Origin of the sequence: Halorhabdus salina (assembly GCF_013839425.1) — an archaeon.
GTDB classification, from domain to species: domain Archaea; phylum Halobacteriota; class Halobacteria; order Halobacteriales; family Haloarculaceae; genus Halorhabdus; species Halorhabdus salina.
On record NZ_JACDNP010000003.1, the window covers coordinates 196,318 to 215,898 of the forward strand.

Genomic DNA, 19,581 nt, shown 5'->3' on the forward strand with positions numbered 1-19,581 from the left:
CTGCGCACTCGCGGTGCTCTTGGACAGCGACCGTTCCGCTACGCTCGACGATGAAATCCACATTCACCCACAAATAGACTGGTTGAGCGGGTTACGCTTCTTGCTGGTCTAGGTATTCCTGTGCGATCGCGTCGCCGCTGGAGGCACCGATCCGCTCGGCTCCCGCCTCGAACATCGCCTCGGCGTCCGCCCAGGAGCCGACGCCGCCGCTGGCCTTGACTGGCAGATACTCGCTCATGAGTTCGACGTCGGGGACGGTCGCACCGCCGCCACCGAACCCGGTCGCCGTCTTGACGAAGTCCGCGCCGGCATCAGCCACGAGCTGACTGGCGCGGTGTTTCTCTTCGTCGGTCAACAACGGCGTCTCGATGATCACTTTCACTGGCTGTGTGGTCGCCGCCACGACAGCTTCGATGTCTTCCCGGACTGCGTCGTCGTCCCCCGCCTTGAGCCGCCCGACGTTCAACACCATGTCGAGCTCGTCGGCACCGGCCTCGACGGCGTCGACCGCTTCCTGGGCCTTGACTTCGGAGGTAGTGTTTCCGTGGGGGAAGGCGATCACGGTCGCAAGTTCCACGTCGGGGGCGTACTCACTGGCCATCTCCAGATAGCACGGTGGAATACACGCGCGCAATCCGTATTCACTCGCTTCGTCCAGCAGTGTCCGTACGTCGTCGGATGTCGTTTCCGGGCCGAGTACAGTGTGCTCGATCCGGGAGCGTACGTCGTCCATACGCATCTATTAAGTGGCGCTTTGCATATAAAACGCGTGTTCGATCGTCTCGGCTGGGGCTGATCAGCTCTCGAGCCAGGGGTCTCTGGTCGAGCCGCCGTAGAGTTCCCTCATCAGCGTCACGACACTTTCGGGAGGATACTGCCCGCGTTCCGTGACGATCGCGTCGACGTACCGCGGCGGGGTTACGTCGAACGCGGGGTTTTCGACGTGTATCTCTCCGATCTGTTCTCGGGTCGGTTCGTCGAGAACCTCCCGGTCTTCGCGCATCTGGATATCGACACTGTGGCCAGTCAGCGAGTCCGGGTGCAGCCGGAGGGTCTGGGCGGCGACAGTGACCGGGACCCCGCGTTCGCGGGCGACGACAGCCAGATCACTCGTTCCGATCTGGTTGATGACTGATCCGTCCGCGGCGATACTGTCCGCACCCACGATGACGTGATCGGCGTCGTCGAGATATCGCCGAGCCGCATTGTCGACGATCAGCGTAACGGTTACGCCCCATTCTTGGAGTTGCTGGGCGGCGATATGGCCCTGTTTCCGGGGGCGCGTCTCCTTGACGATTGCCTCGATTTCCTTGTCGTCTGTCAGTGCATGCTCCACCGTCGCGAGTGCGTCAGCGGAGTGAGAGTGGATCATGATCGTGTCGCCGTCCCGAAGCCGTCGCGATCCGATCTGTCCAAGTTTCTCGCGTGCGTTTTCGATATTTTCCTGGAAGGTCCGAGCCGCGGTCGTCGTCGACTCCCGCAATTCTCTGACGGTCTCGCCCTCGATTCGCTGAAAGACGTAGCGCAGCGCGTTCGAGAGACTATCGTCGGCGGGGCGTGCGTCGTGAAGGATCCTGGCAGTTTCCCGCATCGTCGCCCGGAAGGCCTCGGGGCTGTCCGCCTCTGCATCCGCTGCTTGGGCCTGTAGCGCCTGGGTCGTTTCGCGAGCGATCGTTGCGGCCCCACGGATGTCCCGGTTTTCGATCTGCGTCGACACCGAGCGGACTCGCTGGTGGGTCATTACGCGATCCCACTCTCGCTATCACTAAGAATCCGCCGCCTTCGTCTCGAGAGTTCTCCCGCGAGTGGCGCTCGCCAGCAACGGCTATATAATTGGCGACGGTATCTAACGACATGCCGATCGGATTTATCGGCGGGAGCGGCATCTACGATGCACTCCCCCTCGAGGAGACACGTACAGTCGACGTTGAGACGCCGTTTGGCGAGCCGAGCGCGCCGATCACAATCGGGACGCTCGACGGGACGGGCCGAGAACTCGCGTTCGTCCCGCGCCACGGCCGGAACCACGAGTACTCGCCGACGGAAGTTCCCTATCGGGCGAATATTTACGCTCTCAAAGACCTCGGGGTTAGCCACGTTATCGCGACAAACGCGGTCGGGAGCCTTTCGACGGATATCCCGCCCCGGAGCATCGTCGTCCCGGACCAGTTGTTCGATCGTACGCGCCACCGAGAGTATTCTTTCTTCGGGGACGGGATCGTCGTCCATCAGGGGTTCGCCGATCCGTTCTGCTCGGACCTGGCGAGCCATCTCGCAGACGCTGTCGACGAGGCAACGAACGAAACTGCGCGGCGCGGCGGCACGTACGTCTGTATCGAAGGTCCTCAGTATTCGACGCGTGCCGAGAGTGAGTTCTATCGGGCACAAGGTTGGGATATCATCGGTATGACGGCACTCCCAGAGGCCAAACTCGCCCGTGAGGCCGAGCTCAGTTACGCGACGATCACCGGGGTGACCGACTGGGACGTCTGGAAGGCTGATGCGGAAGTCACTCTTGAAGAGGTACTGGAAAACGCGGCCAAAAACGAATCCGTCCTCAAAGAGGCCGTCCAGCATGCCGTTGAGTCCTTCCCAGACGGACACTCGTGTGACTGTCACAGCGCCCTTGCCGGGACCGTCAACACGGAGCCCGAGGTGATCCCTGAAGAAACGTATCAGCGCGTCGAACCACTTGTCGGGGAGTACGTCGACCGCTAACCGATACGGGACTCCAGTGAGATCGATGCAGGACTGTGCTCGCCGTCAACTTTCCTAGACGAGATGCGGCAACCCCCACGATCGGACATAGTCTTTTGTCCATCCATCGAGAATGGGGGGATATGTTGAAACAGTCCCACCTGCAGATCGAGATGGATCAGCTATCCGACCTCGTTCTGACGCCGGGTGACCCGGATCGGGTTGACCGGATCGCTTCCTATTGCCGGAACGTCGAAACGGTCGCGACAAACAGAGAGTACAAAATCGTCAACGCGACATACGAGGGTCGAAACCTTACGATCGCTTCGACAGGTATCGGTTCGCCGTCGGCTGCCATCGCGATCGAGGAGTTGGCCAACGTTGGCGTCGAGACGCTCATTCGAGTCGGGACGACCGGTGGCCTCCAGCGGGGGATCGAAATCGGCGACATGGTCGTCGCGACCGCCGCGGCGAAAAACGAGGGGACGAGCGACCGCTACGAGCCGACCGAGTTCCCGGCTGCCGCGGACTATGACGTCCTCTCCACGTTAGTCGACACTGCCGAGGCAAACGACGAGGCGGTCCACGTCGGTCCGATCGCCACGGACGACGCCTTTTACAACGAGACCGAAGAGATCATCGCGACCTGGGAGACGGCGGGCATCCTTTCGGTCGAAATGGAAGCCTCGGCCTTGTTCACGCTCGCACGTCGTCGAGGTATCCGGGCGGGCGCGATCTGTACCGTTGATGGCAATCTCGTCGAAGGGACTCAGAAGGGTGCGACCGACGAACGCGAACTCCCCGATAAGGCCAAGAACAACGTTGGACGAGCGATTGAGATCGCACTTGACGCGGCGACACAGCTCTGAGTTGTCCTGTGCCCCTTAAACGATATACTACTTATAATAGATCGCAGTCTTTATCAGTGAAATTCCGCTAAACGGCCATGTACATGACCAAAATCGCACAGACTCCCCGATCGACTTCTCGGATTGTGTCAGCGTTGCCGATTCATAGCGCCCGTCGTGACGATACGGCTGGCGGGTCTGAGCGTCGGCGGTCGGCCCAGAACGAGTATAGTCAGACTACAGTCGGAGCGAATACGAGGAGTGAGCACGCATGAATCCGACACTTGTCGGCCTTGCGACGCTAACCGGACTCGTTACCGGGCTCGTATTCGGGTTTTTGGAGGTTCCCATTCCGGCCCCGCCGAGTCTCGCTGGCGTCATGGGCATTGTCGGGATCTTCCTGGGGTACCGTATCATGGGCTACTTCGATTACGGTATCAACTTGCTTGATGTCCTTGGTATCTAACTGACGACTGCGTAGAACAGTCCACTACCGTTCCCTCTATTCGCTGTCCAGTTCTTCGACGAGCTCGGCGAGCCGTTCGATCGACTGCCGTTGTTGTTCAGTCTGCTCGCTGATCGAGCGGCTCGCGGCTCTTGCTTGCTGGGCCCGGTCGCGAACCGTCTCTAACATCGTTGTTACTTCCTCGATCGCCGCTGCTTGATCGTCATTCGCCGCAGCGATTTCGTTGATGCCAGTCGAGACGTCCTCGATTTCGCGCTCGATCTCGGTAAATGCGTCCCGGGCTGTTTCGACCTGTTCGATCGTCGCCTCGATTCCGTCGGTCGCCCGCTCGATTTCCTCGACCGTCCGGTCGGTCTGTGTCTCGACGTCATCGATCTGTGTGGCAATCTCTTCGGCGTTTCTGGTCGTCTGTTCGGCGAGGTCTTTGACCTCGTCGGCGACGACTTCGAAGCCTTCGCCCGCCTCACCGGCGCGGGCAGCCTCGATGGAGGCGTTCAGCGCGAGCATGTTCGTCTGGTCGGCAACGTCTTGGATAATTTCGACAATCGTGCCGATCTCCGACATCCGCTCTTCTAAGGTGGCAACTGTCTGGGCGAGTGTTTCACCAGTTTCGGCTAGCTCGTTGGCGCTGACACGGGCCTTCTTTCCGGATTCGAGCCCTCGGTTTGCCGTTTCACGGCTTGTTTCGGCGGCTGTGGCGACCTCGTCGGCGTTGGCCGCGACTTCTTCCATCCGGGCACTGAAGTTCTCCATTTCGGTGACTGCCTCGTCGAGATCCTCGGCTTGGTTTCCGACGAGCTCGGTGATTCGACTGGCTTCCGAAGCGCTTTCTCCCGCCGATTCGGTCAGTGCTTCGGCCTGGTTGTCAACCTGTTCGACGAGTGTTTCCAGTTGGCTCGCGGTTTCGTTTACCTGATGGAGGACATCCAGTAGGTGCCCTTCGACGTGGTCGGTTTCCCTGAAGGACGCACGGGCCCCCAGCGATCCCTCACTCAGCGCGGCCATCGTGTCGATCACCTCTTCGACGAGTGCTTCTGTGTGTTCCTGTCGGCGTTGGCGGTCGGTCTCGTCCCGACAGAGCTGGATGACCGCCGAGAGCTCTCCGTCCTCGAAGATTGGCATCGCGTTGAACCGGATGTATCGCTCTTCCCCCGCGTCATTTTCCAACCAGTGGACAGACTCGTACACCGGAGCGTCAGTATATTCCGAATCAACCCGCTCAGTTCGCTCTTGCTTTTCGGCTTCAAAGGGGTCCTCGATGACACGATTTGCGAGGACTTTGATCTGGTTTCCGTCTTCGTCCCGACCGAAGTACTCGTTGGTCCCCAACATCTCCTCCCGGGACAAGCCCAGTAGCAGCTCCAGTCCGTCGCTCCAGTGAATCACCGTGTGGTCGCTGTCGAGTATGTACGCCGGAATCGGCATAGCGTTTAGCACTGTTCGCACAGCCAAATCGCCAGACGCCCCGTTGTTCTCAATGGGTGTTGGTGGCATTGGCTAATTTATATGCTTGAGGGATAAAAATGTATTATATACTTGAATTCTTATAAACCACCGCCTTATTTGTGGATCCACATCGTAGGTCGGATATGGACGACGACCAGCTTATCGAGATTGCTCACGAGGCACGAACCGATGCGTACGTTCCCTATTCGGAATATCCGGTCGGGGCCGCGCTCGAGACCGCCGAAGGCGAGGTGTATCGCGGTTTCAACGTCGAGATTGTCAATTACTCGAACAGTTTTCACGCCGAAGAACTCGCTGTGACGGGTGCGATCCGTGACGGCGTCACCGACTTCGAGCGGGTCGCGGTCGTCTCGGCGGAACACGACGGGGTCACGCCCTGTGGGATGTGTCGTCAGACCTTCGCCGAGTTCTGTGACGATTCATTCGAGATCATCACTGAGGACGACGGCGAAATCCAACACTATACGCTCGGCGAACTGCTCCCCGACGCGATGAAGCCCGGTAACCTGCAAGACCGGTAATCCTGCCGTCGAGTCGGTCGAGAACGATCGAGCGGACACCCGTCTTTTGAGGAGACTGTCTGCTGACTGGCGTCACGATAGCGGTGATCTCGGCCCGAACCAGCGGACAGTCGTGAAATTCGAACTCCGAAAAAATAGAACGGTGACGTCGAGACTACTCCTCGCCGGACTCGTAATGTTCGCCGACTTCGCTCGGGATACGAGTATACCCGACGAACGCGAGCACGATGATGACTGAGACGTACGGGACCAGTCGGATCAACTCGCTCGGAGCCGGGATGAACGCGATCTGCTGGAGGCGGATCTGCAAGGCGTCCAACCCCGCAAAGAGGATCCCGGCCGCGGCCGTTCCGAGTGGGTTGTAGTTGCCAAAGAGATAGGTCGTGATCGCAATGAACCCATCCCCGGCGATCATCGTCTGGCCGCTCCCGATAAAGCGACCGGCACGGCCGACGACCAGCCCGGCGCCGCCGAACCCGGAGAGCACCCCCGAGAGAACGACGCCGACGTACCGGACACGGTGGACGTTCACACCGGCGGTGTCGAGCGAGGAGGGATTCTCCCCGCTGGCCTCGATCCACCGGCCGAAGCTCGTGTGGTTGAGGACGAACCACGAGACGACGATCGTCACCAGCATCAGGATGACGATCGGGCTAGCGTCGAAGATGATCGGTCCGAGGACCGGGATCTGAGACAGTCCAGGGACCGTCACCGTATTGAGCGTCGAGATGCTCGCGCTGTTGACTGACCCCCAGATCACGATGCTGAGGAACGGCCCGAGCCCGAGTCCGACCAGCCAGATGGCGAGCCCGGCGATGATCTGGTCCGCCCGGAACTCGATGACGAGCACGGCAAAGACCAGCGCGAGGAACGTACTCGCGAGGACGCCGGCGAACAGCCCGATCCAGACCGCCGACTGAGCGTCACCGCCGAGCAGGTGGGTGACCGCGACGGCGGTGAACGCCGAGATGATCAACAGGCCTTCGAGACCGATGTTGATGACGCCGCTTTTCTCGGCGAAGATACCGCCCAGCCCAGCGAAGACGATCGGCACCGAGATCCGCAGTGTCGATTCGACGAAGCTGACATTGAAGATGCCGGCGACGGTCGCCGGACGCGTCCCCGGCATCAGGACGTTGATCATCGCGCCGACGAACATGGAGGCGAGCAACGCGCCGATGACGAGGCGCGGGATCCGCCCGATGTTTGCGATCCAGTTGCGAACGCTTCCGAGTGCACTCCTGTCGGCGGGTGCGTTACTCATCGCCACCACCTCCCGTTACGGCAGCCTGACTCGGTTTGATGCCCAGCCGGTTGCCAAGCATCCGGAAGGCTTCCGGCATCGCGATGAACAGGATGATCATTCCTCGGAGGACGGCCACCAGCTCCGGTGGGACGCCGAGCTGGAAGTTGATGGCGTTGGACCCTCCCTTCAGGACCCCAAAGAGCAGCGACGCTGGAATGACGCCGATCGGGTTGTTCCCGGCGAGCACCGAAACGGTGATGCCGTCGAACCCGATCGAGGGGACACCCTGTCGCCACGCGCCGATGACCATCATCGACCACATCGCGCCGGCAATACCGCCGAGGGCACCCGATAGCGACATCGTCGAGACGACCATCCGCTCGGCGTTGGCACCGCCGTACAGCGCTGCTTTCGCCTGTTTTCCGGAGACGCGTAGGTCGTACCCGAAGCTCGTGTACCGCAGGACGTAGTAGACGCCGACCGTCGCGAGGAGTGCGAGGACGAGCGCCACCAGTGAGAACTGACCGCCCTGGGGGAAGATGATCCCGTTGAGTCGGGCGACATCCGGGATCGCCTTTGTCTTGACGCTCTGGAGCGTCGGATCGGCGAAGTACGCCGAGACGAGGAAAAACGCCGTCCCAGTCGCAATGGTGTTCAACATGATCGTCGTGATCACCTCGTTGGCGTCAGCGTAGGCCTTCAGTGCCCCTGGTATCGCCCCGTATAAACCGCCGACAATCGCGCCGACGAGGAGGCCAAACGGGATCAACAGGAGCGAGCCGACCAGTCCGCCTGGCACGAACGGTGCGACCCAGACGAGTGCAAGTGCGGCTGCGAGCCCGCCAAGGACGAGTTGTCCCTGGACACCGATGTTGAACAGGTCGCCCCGGAACGCAACGGCGACGGCGAGCCCGGCAAAGATCAACAGTGTTGTCTCCTTCAGGGTCGTTCCCATCGAGAAGTTGACTGGCGACCAGCCTTCGGTGAACAGCCGCGCTGAGTCGAGGTCGAATGGCGAGCCGAAAGCCCCGTTGACCAGCACGGCGAAAATCTCGAGAGGATTGTACGCTTCTCCGGAGAGATACCCGGCTGCGAGGACGATGAGGCTGCTGACGATGACGGCCGTGATCAGTGCGGCAATGCTGATCAGGATCCGCTCGACGACCGAATTGCCGACGAAAAACCGGAAGAATCGCTGTACCGGTGCGGGGTACTGGCGATCGCTCATTCGTTGCCACCCCCATACTCGTCTGGGACCTCACCGGCCATCAGCAGGCCAACATCCCGATCAGTCACTTCCTCAGGATCAACGATATCCATAATTTCGCCCTCATAGATGACGGCGAGACGGTCTGAGAGCTGCTGGACCTCATCCAGCTTCGAGGAGACTAGCAGGACGCCCTTGCCCTCGTCGCGAAGCTCGACCAGCTGGTCGTGGATAAACTCGATACTCCCGACGTCGACCCCACGGGTCGGGTGGGACGCGACGATCACGTCGGGATCTCGGAGGATCTCCCGGCCAACGATGACCTTCTGTTGGTTCCCTCCGGAAAGGGACTCCGAGGCGGTATCGGCGCCTGGTGTCCGCACGTCGTACCGGTCGATAATCGTCTCGGCGTGGTCGCGAGTCGCTTCCCAATCTACGCGAGGGCCGCTTGTGAAGTCGGGATCGTACTGGTTACCAAGCAGCGCGTTCTCGACGAGATCGAAATCCATAACGAGTCCGCGCGCCTGGCGATCCTCGGGGACGAACGACATGCCTCGTTCGATATGTTCGCGCCTGGAGATATCGGTCACGTCCTCCCCGTAGAGGTCGACAGTACCTTCGTCGGGCACTTCGAGGCCAACGACCGAGTCGACAAGCTGTGACTGGCCGTTGCCGTCGACACCAGCAATTCCGAGTACCTCGCCTTCACGGACTGTCAGGTCGATGTCGTTGACCTGCCGAACTCCGTTGTCGTTCTCGACAACGAGATCGGAGATCGACAAGGCAGTCTCTCCTGGCTGACTGTCCTCTTTTTCGACTTCGAGCATCACTTCCCGGCCGACCATCAGCTCGGCGAGACTCTCACGTGTCGCCGTTTCTGGGTCGACCGTCCCGACGTTTTCGCCGTCTCGGAGGACGGTGATGTCGTCGGAGATCTCCATCGCCTCGCCGAGCTTGTGCGTGATGAAGATCAGCGTCTTGCCTTGTTCGGTCAACTCGTCGACGATCCGGAACAGTTCGTCGACCTCCTGGGGGGTGAGCACTGCTGTCGGCTCGTCGAAGATCAGCACGTCGGCTCCGCGGTAGAGCGTCTTGAGGATCTCGACGCGCTGTTTCTCACCCACGCTGATATCCTCGATCTTCGCGGTCGGATCGAGATCGAAATTGTACCTGTCACTTAATTCTCGGACTGCCTCGCGGGCGCTCTTTGCATCGTACGCGAGCCCGTTCCACTTGCGTGGTTCGTTGCCGAGCGTGACGTTCTCGGCGACAGTCATCGTATCGACCAGCATGAAGTGCTGGTGGATCATGCCGATCCCGGCGTCGATCGCATCCTGGGGTGTCTGGAAATTCCGCTCCTGGCCGTTCAGGTAGACCGTTCCCCCCTCCTGCTGGTAGAGCCCGTAAAGGACGTTCATCAGCGTGGACTTGCCCGCGCCGTTCTCGCCCAGCAGCGTGTGGACCGAACCACGCTCCACCTCGAGGGTTACTTGGTCGTTCGCGACGACGCCCGGGAACCGTTTGGTGATGTTCTCCATCTTGACTGCCGGGCCCGGGTCTGTGCCTCCGCCGGTATCATCTTCCGGTGGTTGTGTCGTTTGTGCCATCGTATCAAATAATTTTCAACAGTCGGCGCGACCAGGACAAATCAGAGGTCGTCGGGGTGGGACGGCACCGTCACGTCGCCGTCGGTGACCGTCTGACTCTGGGCCTCGATCTCGTCTTTGATCTCCTGGGGGATCTGATCGCCGATCTCGGTGCCGTACAGCAGCGCGACGCCGTCGTCTTCGAGACCAAGCGTGACTACCTCGCCGCCGCGGAATTCGCCGTTGATCGCGTTATTGACTGAGGTAACGACTGCCTCGTCGACCTGTTTGACCATGCTACCGAGAATCGCCCCGTTGTATTCGGTGAGCGTTTTGGACTGCCGGGCGTCGACACCGATACCGAACACGCCCCGCTCGGCGGCGGCCTGGAGGACGCCGACACCGGTCCCTCCTGCGGCGTGGTAGAGGACGTCCGCGCCGTCGTCGATCATCGAGTTCGCGATCGATTGTCCCGTACTCGGCTCACTCCAGGAACCGGCGTACGCAATGTTGATGTCGACGTCTTCGTTGACTCGCTTTGCGCCGAATCGGTAGCCTGCTTCGAACTTCTTGATCAGGCCCGTCTCTTTCCCGCCGACAAACCCGATGGTGTTCGAGTCAGTGTTCGTTTGACTCGGACCGGCGGAGAACTCCTGACTCGTCAACATCCCCGCGAGGATGCCTGCCTGGAAGGACCCCTCGTGTTCGTTGAAGACGTAGTTCGCGACGTTGTCCAGGTCTGTCGTCGCATCGATGAACGTGAACTTCATGTCCGGGAAGTCCGGCGCGACTTCCTGGAGCGCGCTCTTCTGGGAGAACCCGATCGCGAAGATCTGGTCGTATTCCGGATTCGATGAGGTCGCAAACTGCCGCTGGAACGTACTGAACTCGCTCGGGGACTCCGGCTCGGCGTTCTGGAACTCGATGTTGTACTGCTCTACGGCTGACTTGATGCCCCTGTTGGCCATGTCGTTGAACGAGTTGTCACCAAGGCCACCCGTCGAGTACACCATACCGACATTGTGGGGTTCACCACTGGTTGACTCGGTCGTATCACTGTCTCCTTCTGCTGGCGTATCGTCGTTGTTCGCTTCCGTGGTCTCGTTGCCACCACAGCCTGCGAGCGCGACCCCGACTCCGCTCGCAGCGATACCTTTAATGAACGCCCGCCGATCGTAACTACGTGACATTACAATCTGTATGGGGACTTGAATGGTGATAATAGTTTTGCTGCTTCCTTCCTTTTAATAGGGGAGGTGCACTTAAACTAGTCACCCGATAATCGCTCCCTGGATTCGGAGAGCTGGCTGGTCATTACCGCCATTTATGTAATATCCAGATTCTTCGCTCTGAATATAACTGTCCATTGTCGTTGGGAGACTTGCCTATTGGGCGCGAACCACGAACGCTGGATCGAACGGAACTGGATTCCCTCCCGATCGACAAAGGGGACAATTTTCGGCTACTACACCGTTAGTCCGGGGGAAAACGACGTGACACGCCACACCAATCGGGAACAATCCAAGGGCGAATATTATATAAAAATCCAGCTTAAAAGGGATACCAGGATGCCCGGAGACAGTGAAGATCCCAACGACGACGAACAGTATCACCTCGCTGTGAGCTCCGAAGATGTCGCAGATACGGTTCTGCTACCGGGGAATCCGGAGCGCATCGAGAAGATCGTGCGGTTCTGGGACGACTACGAGGAGAAAGGCCACCATCGCGAGTACCGAACCGTCACAGGAACGTACGACGACGCCCCGATTTCGGTGACTTCGACGGGAATCGGGTCGCCGGGGGCGGCGATTGCACTCGAAGAACTCGCACGCGTGGGGGCAGACACGTTTATCCGTGTGGGTTCGTGTGGCTCGATCCGCGAGGAGGTTTCGGTCGGCGATCTCGTCATCACGACGGGTGCCGTCAGACAGGAAGGGACCAGCAAGGAGTACGTCCGGGAGGACTACCCGGCAACTGCTGATCACGAAGTCGTCAGCGCGCTGATGGCCGCGGCCGAGCGCCTCGACTACAATTACCACCTCGGGACGACCATGAGCGCGGATAGCTTCTACACGGGACAGGGCCGCCCCGGGTTCGAGGGCTATGACGCGCCCGTCACCGACGGGTTGGTCGAGGATCTCCAGGAGGCCAACGTCACCAATATCGAGATGGAGGCCAGTGCTATCTTGACGATCGCCAACGTCTATGGCCTGCGGGCAGGCGCAGTCTGTGCCGTCTACGCGAACCGCGTGACCGGCGAGTTCCGCACCGAGAGCGACCAGCGTGCTTCGGAGGTCGCCTCGCTTGCGACGAAACTCCTCGCAAAGATGGATCGAGCCAAGGCCGAAGCTGGCGTCGAACACTGGCACCCTGGCCTCGAATTAACGGAATAACACCGAGGAATAGACATGACTATGGATCTCTTCGGGACGACGGGAATTAGAGGGCCAGTCGCGACGAAAGTAACTCCCGAACTCGCGCTGTCGGTTGGGCGTGCGGCCGGCGAGTACGGCGAGGAATTTGTGATTGCTCGGGACGGCCGAGAGACCGGTGTCGCTATCGCCGCCGCACTCGAGGCGGGCTTAGAGAGCGCAGGTGCAGACGTTGTGCGTGCTGGGATGCTCCCGACCCCAGCGCTTGGCTTTGCCTCCTACGGTCGCCACGGCGTGATGATCACCGCGAGCCACAATCCATCTCCAGACAACGGGATCAAGTTCTTCGTCGATGGGGTAGAGTACACGACGGCCGACGAGGAGCGCATCGAAGAAGGAGTCGCCAACGACGTCGATCCGGCGACCTGGAAAGAGTGGGGTCGACAGACCAGCGAGGAGCCACTCGACGGCTACCTCGATGCCGTCGTCGAGTACGCGAGCGAACACGGGGACCCCCTCGAAAATATGACGATCGCTGTCGACGCCGGCAACGGCGTTTCCGCACTAGGGACGCCGGAAGTGCTTCGGCGACTCGGTGCGACAGTCCACACGCTACACGCAAACGTCACTGGCCACTTCCCCGGCCGGCCAAGCAAGCCGACGCCGGAGAACATCGAAGACCTGATCCAGTATGTCCGTGAGCGCGAGGCCGTCGACCTCGGGATCGCCCACGACGGCGACGCCGACCGGATTGTCGTCGTCGATGCCGATGGTTCGATCGTTCACGAGGACACCATTCTGGCCGTGCTCTCGTCGTACTTTGTCGAGCAGAGCGACGTGACAGACCCGGTCGTCATGACGACGCCGAACGTCTCGGGCCGTGTCGACGAACAGGTCCGGGCGGCCGGCGGTCGTGTCGAACGCACCGCGCTCGGACTCCTTCACGAAGGAATCGCCGAGGTCGAAGCCAAGGGAGAAGAGACGGCTGTCGCCTTCGCGGGCGAGCCCTGGAAGTGTATCCACCCCGAATTGGGAATCTGGACGGACGGCATCGCGACCGCGGCCGTCCTGACTCGGCTGATCGCTGCGGAGGGACTGGATACCTTGCTCGAACCCGTCACCGAACGACCGCTGGAGAAGAACCCGGTCGACTGCCCTGAGGAAGCGAAAGCCGACGCCATGGAGCGCCTGGCAACCACCTTGCCCGAACAGTTCTCGGACGGCGATATCTCGCTCGAATATGGCGTTCGGATCGAACGCCCCGACGCGTCGTGGTTCCTCGTCCGGCCCAGCGGGACCGAACCGTACATCCGTGTCTACGCTGAGAGCGACGACGCCAAGGCGCTGCTCGAAGATGTGCGGGACACTGTCAAAGAAGCCGTCGAAGCCGCTACCTGAGATCACGTCGCCACTTCTTCTGCCGTTACCTGATGACTGTGACCGGGACGGGCGAGCGCCGGACGACCGTCTCGGCGACGCTTCCGAGCAGAATGCGAGAGACGCCAGAGCGGCCGTGACTCCCCATGACGATCTGGTCGATGTCGTTGTTTTCGACGTATTCGACGATGGCGTGGGTCGGTTTCCCGACCTCGATCGCTCGTTCGACCCTGATTCCGTGTTCGCTCGCGTCGGCTTCGATTTCGTCGAAGCGATCCGCAGCCTCGGCTTTCTGCCGTTCGTACCACTCCTCGGAGAACGTCGGAATCGACGCCTGGACGCTGTAGCCCGCATCGGCGGGGTTGATCACGTGCAGCAGCGTCAACTCGGCCTCCGGGAACTCCTCGATCGCGAATTCACAGGCCTTTCGGGCCTGATCACTGCCGTCGACCGGAACCAGAATTCGCTTGCCCATACTAAATCGTTTCTCGGCATCCGGCATCAAGGTTCGGGACGCTAACGTGGCACACCCGCGTTCGGTCCTCACTCCTGGCCGTGTCTGGTAACACACTCGGGGAGGCCGATCAGTTCGACGGGTTCGGAGTTATCGGGTGAGTAGACGACCATCTGGCCCTGTTCCATGTAGGGCACTTTCGCTTCGAGGTGGCTGGGGATGTTCACCGCCGAAATGGCGTCCTCGTCGCCCAGATTCAGGACGACGGTGGTGTTGATCTGCTTGAAGACGGGATCGGCGATGTCCTGTGGGTCTTGGGTGATGAGAAAGAGCCCTAGCCGTTCCTTGCGGCCCTGCTTGGCGGCGTCGGTGAACTTTCCAATGACTTTGGTGGCCTGGACGCTGTCGGCGTCGGTCAGGAAATTGTGGGCCTCGTCCATCCCCACGACCAGGGGCGTCTCCTCGATGCGCTCGTAGGTCGGATCGTTCGAGAGTTTCTCGTCGACGAGCAGCGAGGCCAGTGCGAGCACGACCGTCTCGGTCGCCCGCGAGTCGTTGATGTGGTAGGTCGGGACGACCGTGAGCCCGCCCGGGCGGACGAACTCGTGGACGAGCTCCGTGATGGGGCGGGCGTCCTGGTCGAAGATATTCCCGAACCCGCGTGCTCGCCGGCGGACGGCGTCGTAGGTCGCCTCGTGAACGCGCCCGGTTTCGTCGAGTTCCTCCTTCAGCGCGGGGTCGTCGAGGAACGAGGTGAACTGGTCGTAGGTCCCCTCCTGGCCATATTGGTCGCGGAACAGGGGTAGCAGGACGTTCACCAGAGCCCCGTACTGGTTGTCATTGAGTCCGCTGCCGGCGATCAGCCAGGGGTTGTCGTAAACCAGCGAGAACGGAATCGTGAACTCGACTTGCTCGGCGCGGTGACCGTCCGCCGAGTAGGTCGCGCCGCCGACTTTCGGGACGAAGGCGACCGTGTCGTCGTGGCCGCCACAGGCGATCCCTTCGCGTTCACAGCGCCTTCGAAACTCCGCCGAGAGCTCGCCGTCGTCGTGCATCTGGGCATACTCGTCCTGGGGGTCGAACTGGACGACGGCGGGCTGGATCGTCCGGTCACTCCCCGTTTCGACCGGATAGGACCGCTCCTCGCTGAGGAACTGCCGGAGGACGTTCTTCGCGAGGTGGGTCTTGCCCGACCCGGTCCCGCCGGCCACCAGTGTGTGCCGAAAGACCAGCGGATCGCCGGCGTCGTAGGCGTCCTTGAGTCGATAGTCGATCGTCGGTGGCTGGGCGGCCGTCTCGACCTTCTGGCCGCCGACCGAGAGATGCCCAAGGAAGACCCCCTCCTCCGGGATCTTGAGGCCGGTTTTGATCGCCGAGTGTTCCTCGGCGTGGCTGACGATCGTTTCGGGTTTGGGGACCCGATCGGTCATCCGCCGCTGCAGCTCGCCGCTACCGCTGTCTCGCGGCTTCGCCGCTCGACTGTCCGAGGCGCTTCGCGCCTCGCTATACAGAATCGCAACTGGTTCCAGTTCCGCGATGAACTTGAAATCCTGCTCATCGATACCACTGGAACGCATCGCCCGGCGGGCGTGGATCTCGGTCGCGTCATCGGCCCGGAACTCACGGGCGTATTCCAGGGCGGTGATCCGACAGAACAGTCGCTCCTCGGTCGCGCTGTCGGGATAGGGGGCGAGCAGATACGTGCCGATGCGGACGTCTGCACGGTTCCCGACGGTGACGTAGGCCCGCAGACGCGTGTCCTCGCCGTCCTCGCTGATGGTCAGGCCCTGGGCTGCCGAGAGGACGCCGATGCCACGCTCCTCGCCGGCCGGCGATACTGAGACGGCTTCGAAGTCCTCGGTCTCCTGATCGACTTCGGTCTGTCCCGCGTCGGCCTGGCCGGCAGTGTGATCGGCCCGCTCGTCGTCCTCGCGGTCGCCATCGAATTCAGTGAAATCCCCGAGATCGGACATAGCCCAACACTATGGGCCGAGGCCCAAACCGGTTTCCCCACGCGCTGCCCGTCGAGACGTGTTCGTCCAAGTCAAAAACGTCCTTACGCTGGCCCGAGAAACCCCGTGTAATGTCTGAGTGGCTCCGGGCCATGTCCTACAACGTCCGGTACGATACGGCCGAGGACGGCAAACACGCCTGGGAACACCGGCGTGATCGCGTGGCGAGCACGATTCGCTTTCACGCGCCCGACGTGATCGGCTTGCAGGAACCGCTTGACCACCAACTCGCGGACATCGCCGAGCGCGTGCCGGAACTGGAGTGGGTCGGCGTTGGCCGTTCAGATGGCGCGAATGGCGGTGAGTTCTCGCCGATCGGCTACCGGACCGACCGCCTCGCTTGCGAGGCGACAGAGACGTTCTGGCTCTCTGAGACGCCCGAGCAACCGGGGAGCGTCGGCTGGGACGCCAGCTATCCACGGATCGTCACCTGGGCGCGCCTTCGTGACCGGCGGACAGACACGCGATTCATTCAGGCGAACACGCACTTCTCACACGACAGCCCGAAGGCACGCCGAGAGAGTGCCTGGCTGTTGCTGGACCGTCTTCCCCAAATCGCCGACGGCAATCCGATCGTGTTGACGGGCGACTTCAATGTTGTCGCGGGCGACTCGGCCCACGAGATTCTGGCCGAAGGGACGGAATCCATCTCGCCGCTGTCGAACGCCATGGACCGGTCTTCAGAACCCCACCACGGGCCAAAGACGTCCCGGACTGACTTCGAGACGCTGCTGCCGGATCGCAAGATCGACCATGTGTTCGTCAGCGACGGCATCGCGGTCGGTCAGCATGGTGTTTGCACCGACTTCGACGACGGTGGGGCGTTTCCATCCGATCATCTCCCGGTACTGGTCGACGTCGATCCGTCCGGTTCTCATCGCGAGATGTGACCACCGACTTTTGTTGTTGGCGGACGTAGTAGCACTGTGTTACTCATTCGTGGCCGGGCGGGCGGGACCGCACTGACGGGGACGCTGTACGAGCCTGGCGAGACGCCACCGAGCTACGACGGGGCCCCTGATGCGGACGCGCCGTACGTCTGGGTCTGTGACGCCTTCTACGAGGTCGCGAGTGGCGGGACTGTCCAGCAGATCGACAATCGTGCAGTCAACGTCGCTTTCGAGACGCCCGCCCAGCGGGGGTTCGAGGATCGTGATCGAGCGATCGAAGTCGCTGAAGCACACCTTCGAACGCAGTTTGGCCGCGTAGGGGTCGCCGAGTCGGCCGTCGAGATTGCGCAGGAACCCGTCGAAGACGAGGGTGGTGCTATTGACGAGGGGCCGAACGTAGGGCCGGTTAACTAATCTGGGAACGCGACCGTGCACAGTGCAATCACCGCGCCTCGAAGAACGCTGTACACTGCTCGCGACCGAGAACCATCCGTTCGGCAGGTCGAATTGGGCGACCAGATCGCCCGTCTCGGCCAGCCCGTCTTGCTCGGTTGGCTCCTTTGATCGACGGGCCGTTGGCCGAGAGCGCGACGAGCGTCGCCTGGTCGATGCCGGATTTCGCGCCGGTCACGAGTGCAACCGACTACTGGCCTCGATTCTGGCCAGAGTCGGGGAGTGCCGGTCTCTCGATGTTGGTGTGCCGATCGAGCGTGCCGTATCCCAGCCCGGTTCAGCCAGGTAGCAAACCTTATTGTGCACGCTCGCCCGCCGGTGCATATGGACAGTCGCGACGAACTCCTGGAGCTGTTGAGAGAGAACGCCCGCTACTCGACGGCCGAACTCGCGCGGTTGGCCGACATGGAGGAAGCACACGTCGAGGAGGTGATCGCAGATCTCGAAGCCGCTGGGGCTCTGCGAGGCTACCAGGCCATCGTCGATTGGGACGAACTTGATCGCGAGCGCGTGCGAGCGATGGTCGAGCTCAACGTGACGCTGGATCGAGAGACCAGCTACGGCGACATCGCCGATCGGATCGCGAAGTTCCCGGAGGTGACGGCCCTGCGGCTCATGAGCGGTGACTACGATTTTCTCATGGAAGTCGAAGGCGACTCGATGAGTGAGGTGTCGTGGTTTATCAGCGAGAAAGTCGCGCCGATTCCCGAAATCACCCAGACTGTGACCCACTACGTGATGGACGCCTACAAGGAGAACGGCATCGAGTTCGGCGATGGCGAGGAGGACGATCGGCTCTCGATCTCGCCATGACTATCGAGCCGAGCGAGCGCGTCAAGCAAGTCCCGCCGTCGGGCATCCGCCGGTTTTTCGAACTCGCCGAGCAACAGGAAGATATCATCTCGCTTGGAGTCGGTGAGCCGGACTTTTCGGCCCCCTGGAGTGCCCGCGAAGCGGCCATCGCCTCGCTGGAAGCCGGCAAGACCTCGTATACGGCAAATCGTGGCAAACTCGAACTGCGCGAGCACATCGCTGCTGACGTCGAGCAGCGATACGATCTGGACTACGATCCCGAGGAAGAGGTACTCGTCACGACCGGTGTCAGTGAGGGCGTTGATCTCGCACTCCGGGCAATCGTTGATCCGGGCGATACCGTCGCAGTCGCCCAGCCAGCGTACGTCTCGTATGAGCCAGGTGTAATCTTCTCGGGCGGCGATCCGCTGGCGGTGGCGACCAGGCGCGAAGATGAGTTCAAGCTCACGCGTGCGGTGCTGGAAGCAAGCGGCGCTGCTGGGGCCGACGCGCTGGTGATGAACTACCCGAACAATCCGACGGGCGCGACGATGACGGAAGCCGAACTGGGTGAGGTGGCGGCCTTTGCGCGCGAGAACGATCTCGTCGTGTTGAGTGACGAGGTGTATTCGGAGCTGAGTTACGAACACGAGCACACCTCGATCGCGACGCTACCCGATATGCGCGAGCGAACGATCGTCTTCAACGGCTTCTCGAAAGCCTACGCCATGACTGGCCTGCGACTGGGCTACGCGATGGGGCCGCCAGAAGTGATCAAAGCGATGAACCGCATCCACCAGTACACGATGCTGTCGGCCCCGACGACGCCACAGTACGCTGCTATCGAAGCGCTGGAACGCTGTGCGGACGATGTCGCGGAGATGTACAACCAGTACAACCGCCGGAGGCGGTTCGTCCTCTCGCGGTTCGAAGAAATGGGCGTCGACTGTTTCCCGGCCAGCGGCGCGTTTTACGCTTTCCCTGAATCGCCCTGGGACGACAGCGAGGCATTCGCTGAGGCACTACTCGAATCTGAGGGCGTCGCCGTCGTGCCCGGGACTGCCTTTGGCGACGGTGGCAGTGGTCACCTGCGAGTCTCCTATGCGACTGGCCTTAGCGATCTGAAAGAAGCGCTGGCGCGGTTCGAATCGTTTCTCTCGTAATCTCGGCCCAGAACGGAGAAGTGCCCTTGG

Annotated in this window: 19 protein-coding genes; 10 read left to right on the plus strand and 9 right to left on the minus strand. The window is 61.3% G+C overall.

Features of this window, described 5'->3' with window-relative positions:
* Positions 1-91 precede the first annotated feature (91 nt).
* Both deoC and HZR20_RS05580 read right to left on the minus strand, forming a co-directional pair.
* Entirely contained in the window at positions 92-739 is a 648-nt protein-coding gene (deoC, locus tag HZR20_RS05575) for a deoxyribose-phosphate aldolase (RefSeq protein WP_181685600.1), read from the minus strand.
* Between the two features lie 57 nt (positions 740-796).
* Positions 797-1,741 (minus strand): ribose 1,5-bisphosphate isomerase, encoded by a 945-nt coding sequence (locus HZR20_RS05580; protein ID WP_181685601.1) that lies wholly within the window; start codon positions 1,739-1,741, stop codon positions 797-799.
* Between the two features lie 113 nt (positions 1,742-1,854).
* Between HZR20_RS05580 and mtnP the strand changes: the two genes are divergently transcribed.
* The 3 genes from mtnP (at position 1,855) to HZR20_RS05595 (ending at position 4,011) form a co-directional block, all read left to right on the plus strand.
* On the plus strand, positions 1,855-2,718 hold the full coding sequence (gene mtnP, locus HZR20_RS05585; RefSeq protein ID WP_181685602.1) for an S-methyl-5'-thioadenosine phosphorylase: 864 nt from the start codon (positions 1,855-1,857) through the stop codon (positions 2,716-2,718).
* A 122-nt stretch (positions 2,719-2,840) separates the two neighbouring features.
* Positions 2,841-3,566: a nucleoside phosphorylase gene (locus HZR20_RS05590; RefSeq protein ID WP_181685603.1), complete on the plus strand. Its 726-nt coding sequence runs from the start codon at positions 2,841-2,843 to the stop codon at positions 3,564-3,566.
* 250 nt (positions 3,567-3,816) lie between these two features.
* Positions 3,817-4,011 carry a XapX domain-containing protein gene (locus HZR20_RS05595; protein WP_181685604.1) on the plus strand — a complete coding sequence of 65 codons (195 nt, stop codon included), beginning with the start codon at positions 3,817-3,819 and terminating at the stop codon, positions 4,009-4,011.
* Positions 4,012-4,047: 36 nt separating this feature from the next.
* On the opposite strand, the gene HZR20_RS05600 is transcribed toward HZR20_RS05595, so the two are convergent.
* Positions 4,048-5,505 carry a methyl-accepting chemotaxis protein gene (locus HZR20_RS05600; protein WP_181685605.1) on the minus strand — a complete coding sequence of 486 codons (1,458 nt, stop codon included), beginning with the start codon at positions 5,503-5,505 and terminating at the stop codon, positions 4,048-4,050.
* Between the two features lie 95 nt (positions 5,506-5,600).
* Between HZR20_RS05600 and cdd the strand changes: the two genes are divergently transcribed.
* Complete coding sequence (gene cdd / locus HZR20_RS05605) at positions 5,601-5,999, plus strand: cytidine deaminase (protein WP_181685606.1); 399 nt, start codon at positions 5,601-5,603, stop codon at positions 5,997-5,999.
* A 154-nt stretch (positions 6,000-6,153) separates the two neighbouring features.
* On the opposite strand, the gene HZR20_RS05610 is transcribed toward cdd, so the two are convergent.
* Genes HZR20_RS05610 through HZR20_RS05625 form a run of 4 tightly spaced genes read right to left on the minus strand, consistent with a single transcriptional unit; the run spans position 6,154 to position 11,228 of the window.
* A complete protein-coding gene (locus HZR20_RS05610; protein WP_181685607.1) occupies positions 6,154-7,263 on the minus strand; it encodes an ABC transporter permease in 1,110 nt (369 codons plus the stop codon).
* Positions 7,256-8,473 (minus strand): ABC transporter permease, encoded by a 1,218-nt coding sequence (locus tag HZR20_RS05615; protein ID WP_181685608.1) that lies wholly within the window; start codon positions 8,471-8,473, stop codon positions 7,256-7,258. The genes HZR20_RS05610 and HZR20_RS05615 overlap by 8 nt, the downstream gene beginning before the upstream one ends.
* Positions 8,470-10,059 carry an ABC transporter ATP-binding protein gene (locus HZR20_RS05620; RefSeq protein WP_309484901.1) on the minus strand — a complete coding sequence of 530 codons (1,590 nt, stop codon included), beginning with the start codon at positions 10,057-10,059 and terminating at the stop codon, positions 8,470-8,472. Before HZR20_RS05620 ends, HZR20_RS05615 begins: the two co-directional genes overlap by 4 nt.
* Positions 10,060-10,100: 41 nt before the next feature.
* A complete protein-coding gene (locus HZR20_RS05625; RefSeq protein WP_181685609.1) occupies positions 10,101-11,228 on the minus strand; it encodes a BMP family lipoprotein in 1,128 nt (375 codons plus the stop codon).
* A gap of 378 nt (positions 11,229-11,606) precedes the next feature.
* Here HZR20_RS05625 and HZR20_RS05630 point away from each other — a divergent pair, with 378 nt between their 5' ends.
* Both HZR20_RS05630 and HZR20_RS05635 read left to right on the plus strand, forming a co-directional pair.
* Positions 11,607-12,431, plus strand: coding sequence for a nucleoside phosphorylase (locus HZR20_RS05630; RefSeq protein WP_181685610.1), 825 nt, complete (start codon positions 11,607-11,609; stop codon positions 12,429-12,431).
* A gap of 21 nt (positions 12,432-12,452) precedes the next feature.
* Positions 12,453-13,808 carry a phosphomannomutase gene (locus tag HZR20_RS05635; protein ID WP_181685749.1) on the plus strand — a complete coding sequence of 452 codons (1,356 nt, stop codon included), beginning with the start codon at positions 12,453-12,455 and terminating at the stop codon, positions 13,806-13,808.
* Positions 13,809-13,833: 25 nt separating this feature from the next.
* Here the strand turns inward: HZR20_RS05635 and HZR20_RS05640 are convergent, their stop codons facing one another.
* Both HZR20_RS05640 and HZR20_RS05645 read right to left on the minus strand, forming a co-directional pair.
* The gene (locus HZR20_RS05640) at positions 13,834-14,262 is read right to left on the minus strand and encodes a universal stress protein (RefSeq protein WP_181685611.1); all 429 of its coding nucleotides are present in this window, start codon (positions 14,260-14,262) and stop codon (positions 13,834-13,836) included.
* Between the two features lie 68 nt (positions 14,263-14,330).
* A complete protein-coding gene (locus HZR20_RS05645) occupies positions 14,331-16,214 on the minus strand; it encodes an ATP-binding protein (RefSeq protein ID WP_181685612.1) in 1,884 nt (627 codons plus the stop codon).
* A gap of 110 nt (positions 16,215-16,324) precedes the next feature.
* On the opposite strand from HZR20_RS05645, the gene HZR20_RS05650 reads away from it, so the two are divergent.
* The 4 genes from HZR20_RS05650 (at position 16,325) to HZR20_RS05665 (ending at position 19,551) form a co-directional block, all read left to right on the plus strand.
* Positions 16,325-17,143, plus strand: coding sequence for an endonuclease/exonuclease/phosphatase family protein (locus tag HZR20_RS05650; protein ID WP_258560366.1), 819 nt, complete (start codon positions 16,325-16,327; stop codon positions 17,141-17,143).
* A gap of 36 nt (positions 17,144-17,179) precedes the next feature.
* Positions 17,180-17,557: a DUF7113 family protein gene (locus tag HZR20_RS05655; protein WP_181685613.1), complete on the plus strand. Its 378-nt coding sequence runs from the start codon at positions 17,180-17,182 to the stop codon at positions 17,555-17,557.
* A gap of 363 nt (positions 17,558-17,920) precedes the next feature.
* The gene (locus HZR20_RS05660) at positions 17,921-18,409 is read left to right on the plus strand and encodes an Lrp/AsnC family transcriptional regulator (RefSeq protein WP_181685614.1); all 489 of its coding nucleotides are present in this window, start codon (positions 17,921-17,923) and stop codon (positions 18,407-18,409) included.
* Positions 18,406-19,551: a pyridoxal phosphate-dependent aminotransferase gene (locus HZR20_RS05665; RefSeq protein ID WP_181685615.1), complete on the plus strand. Its 1,146-nt coding sequence runs from the start codon at positions 18,406-18,408 to the stop codon at positions 19,549-19,551. Before HZR20_RS05660 ends, HZR20_RS05665 begins: the two co-directional genes overlap by 4 nt.
* The last annotated feature ends 30 nt before the right edge of the window (positions 19,552-19,581 follow it).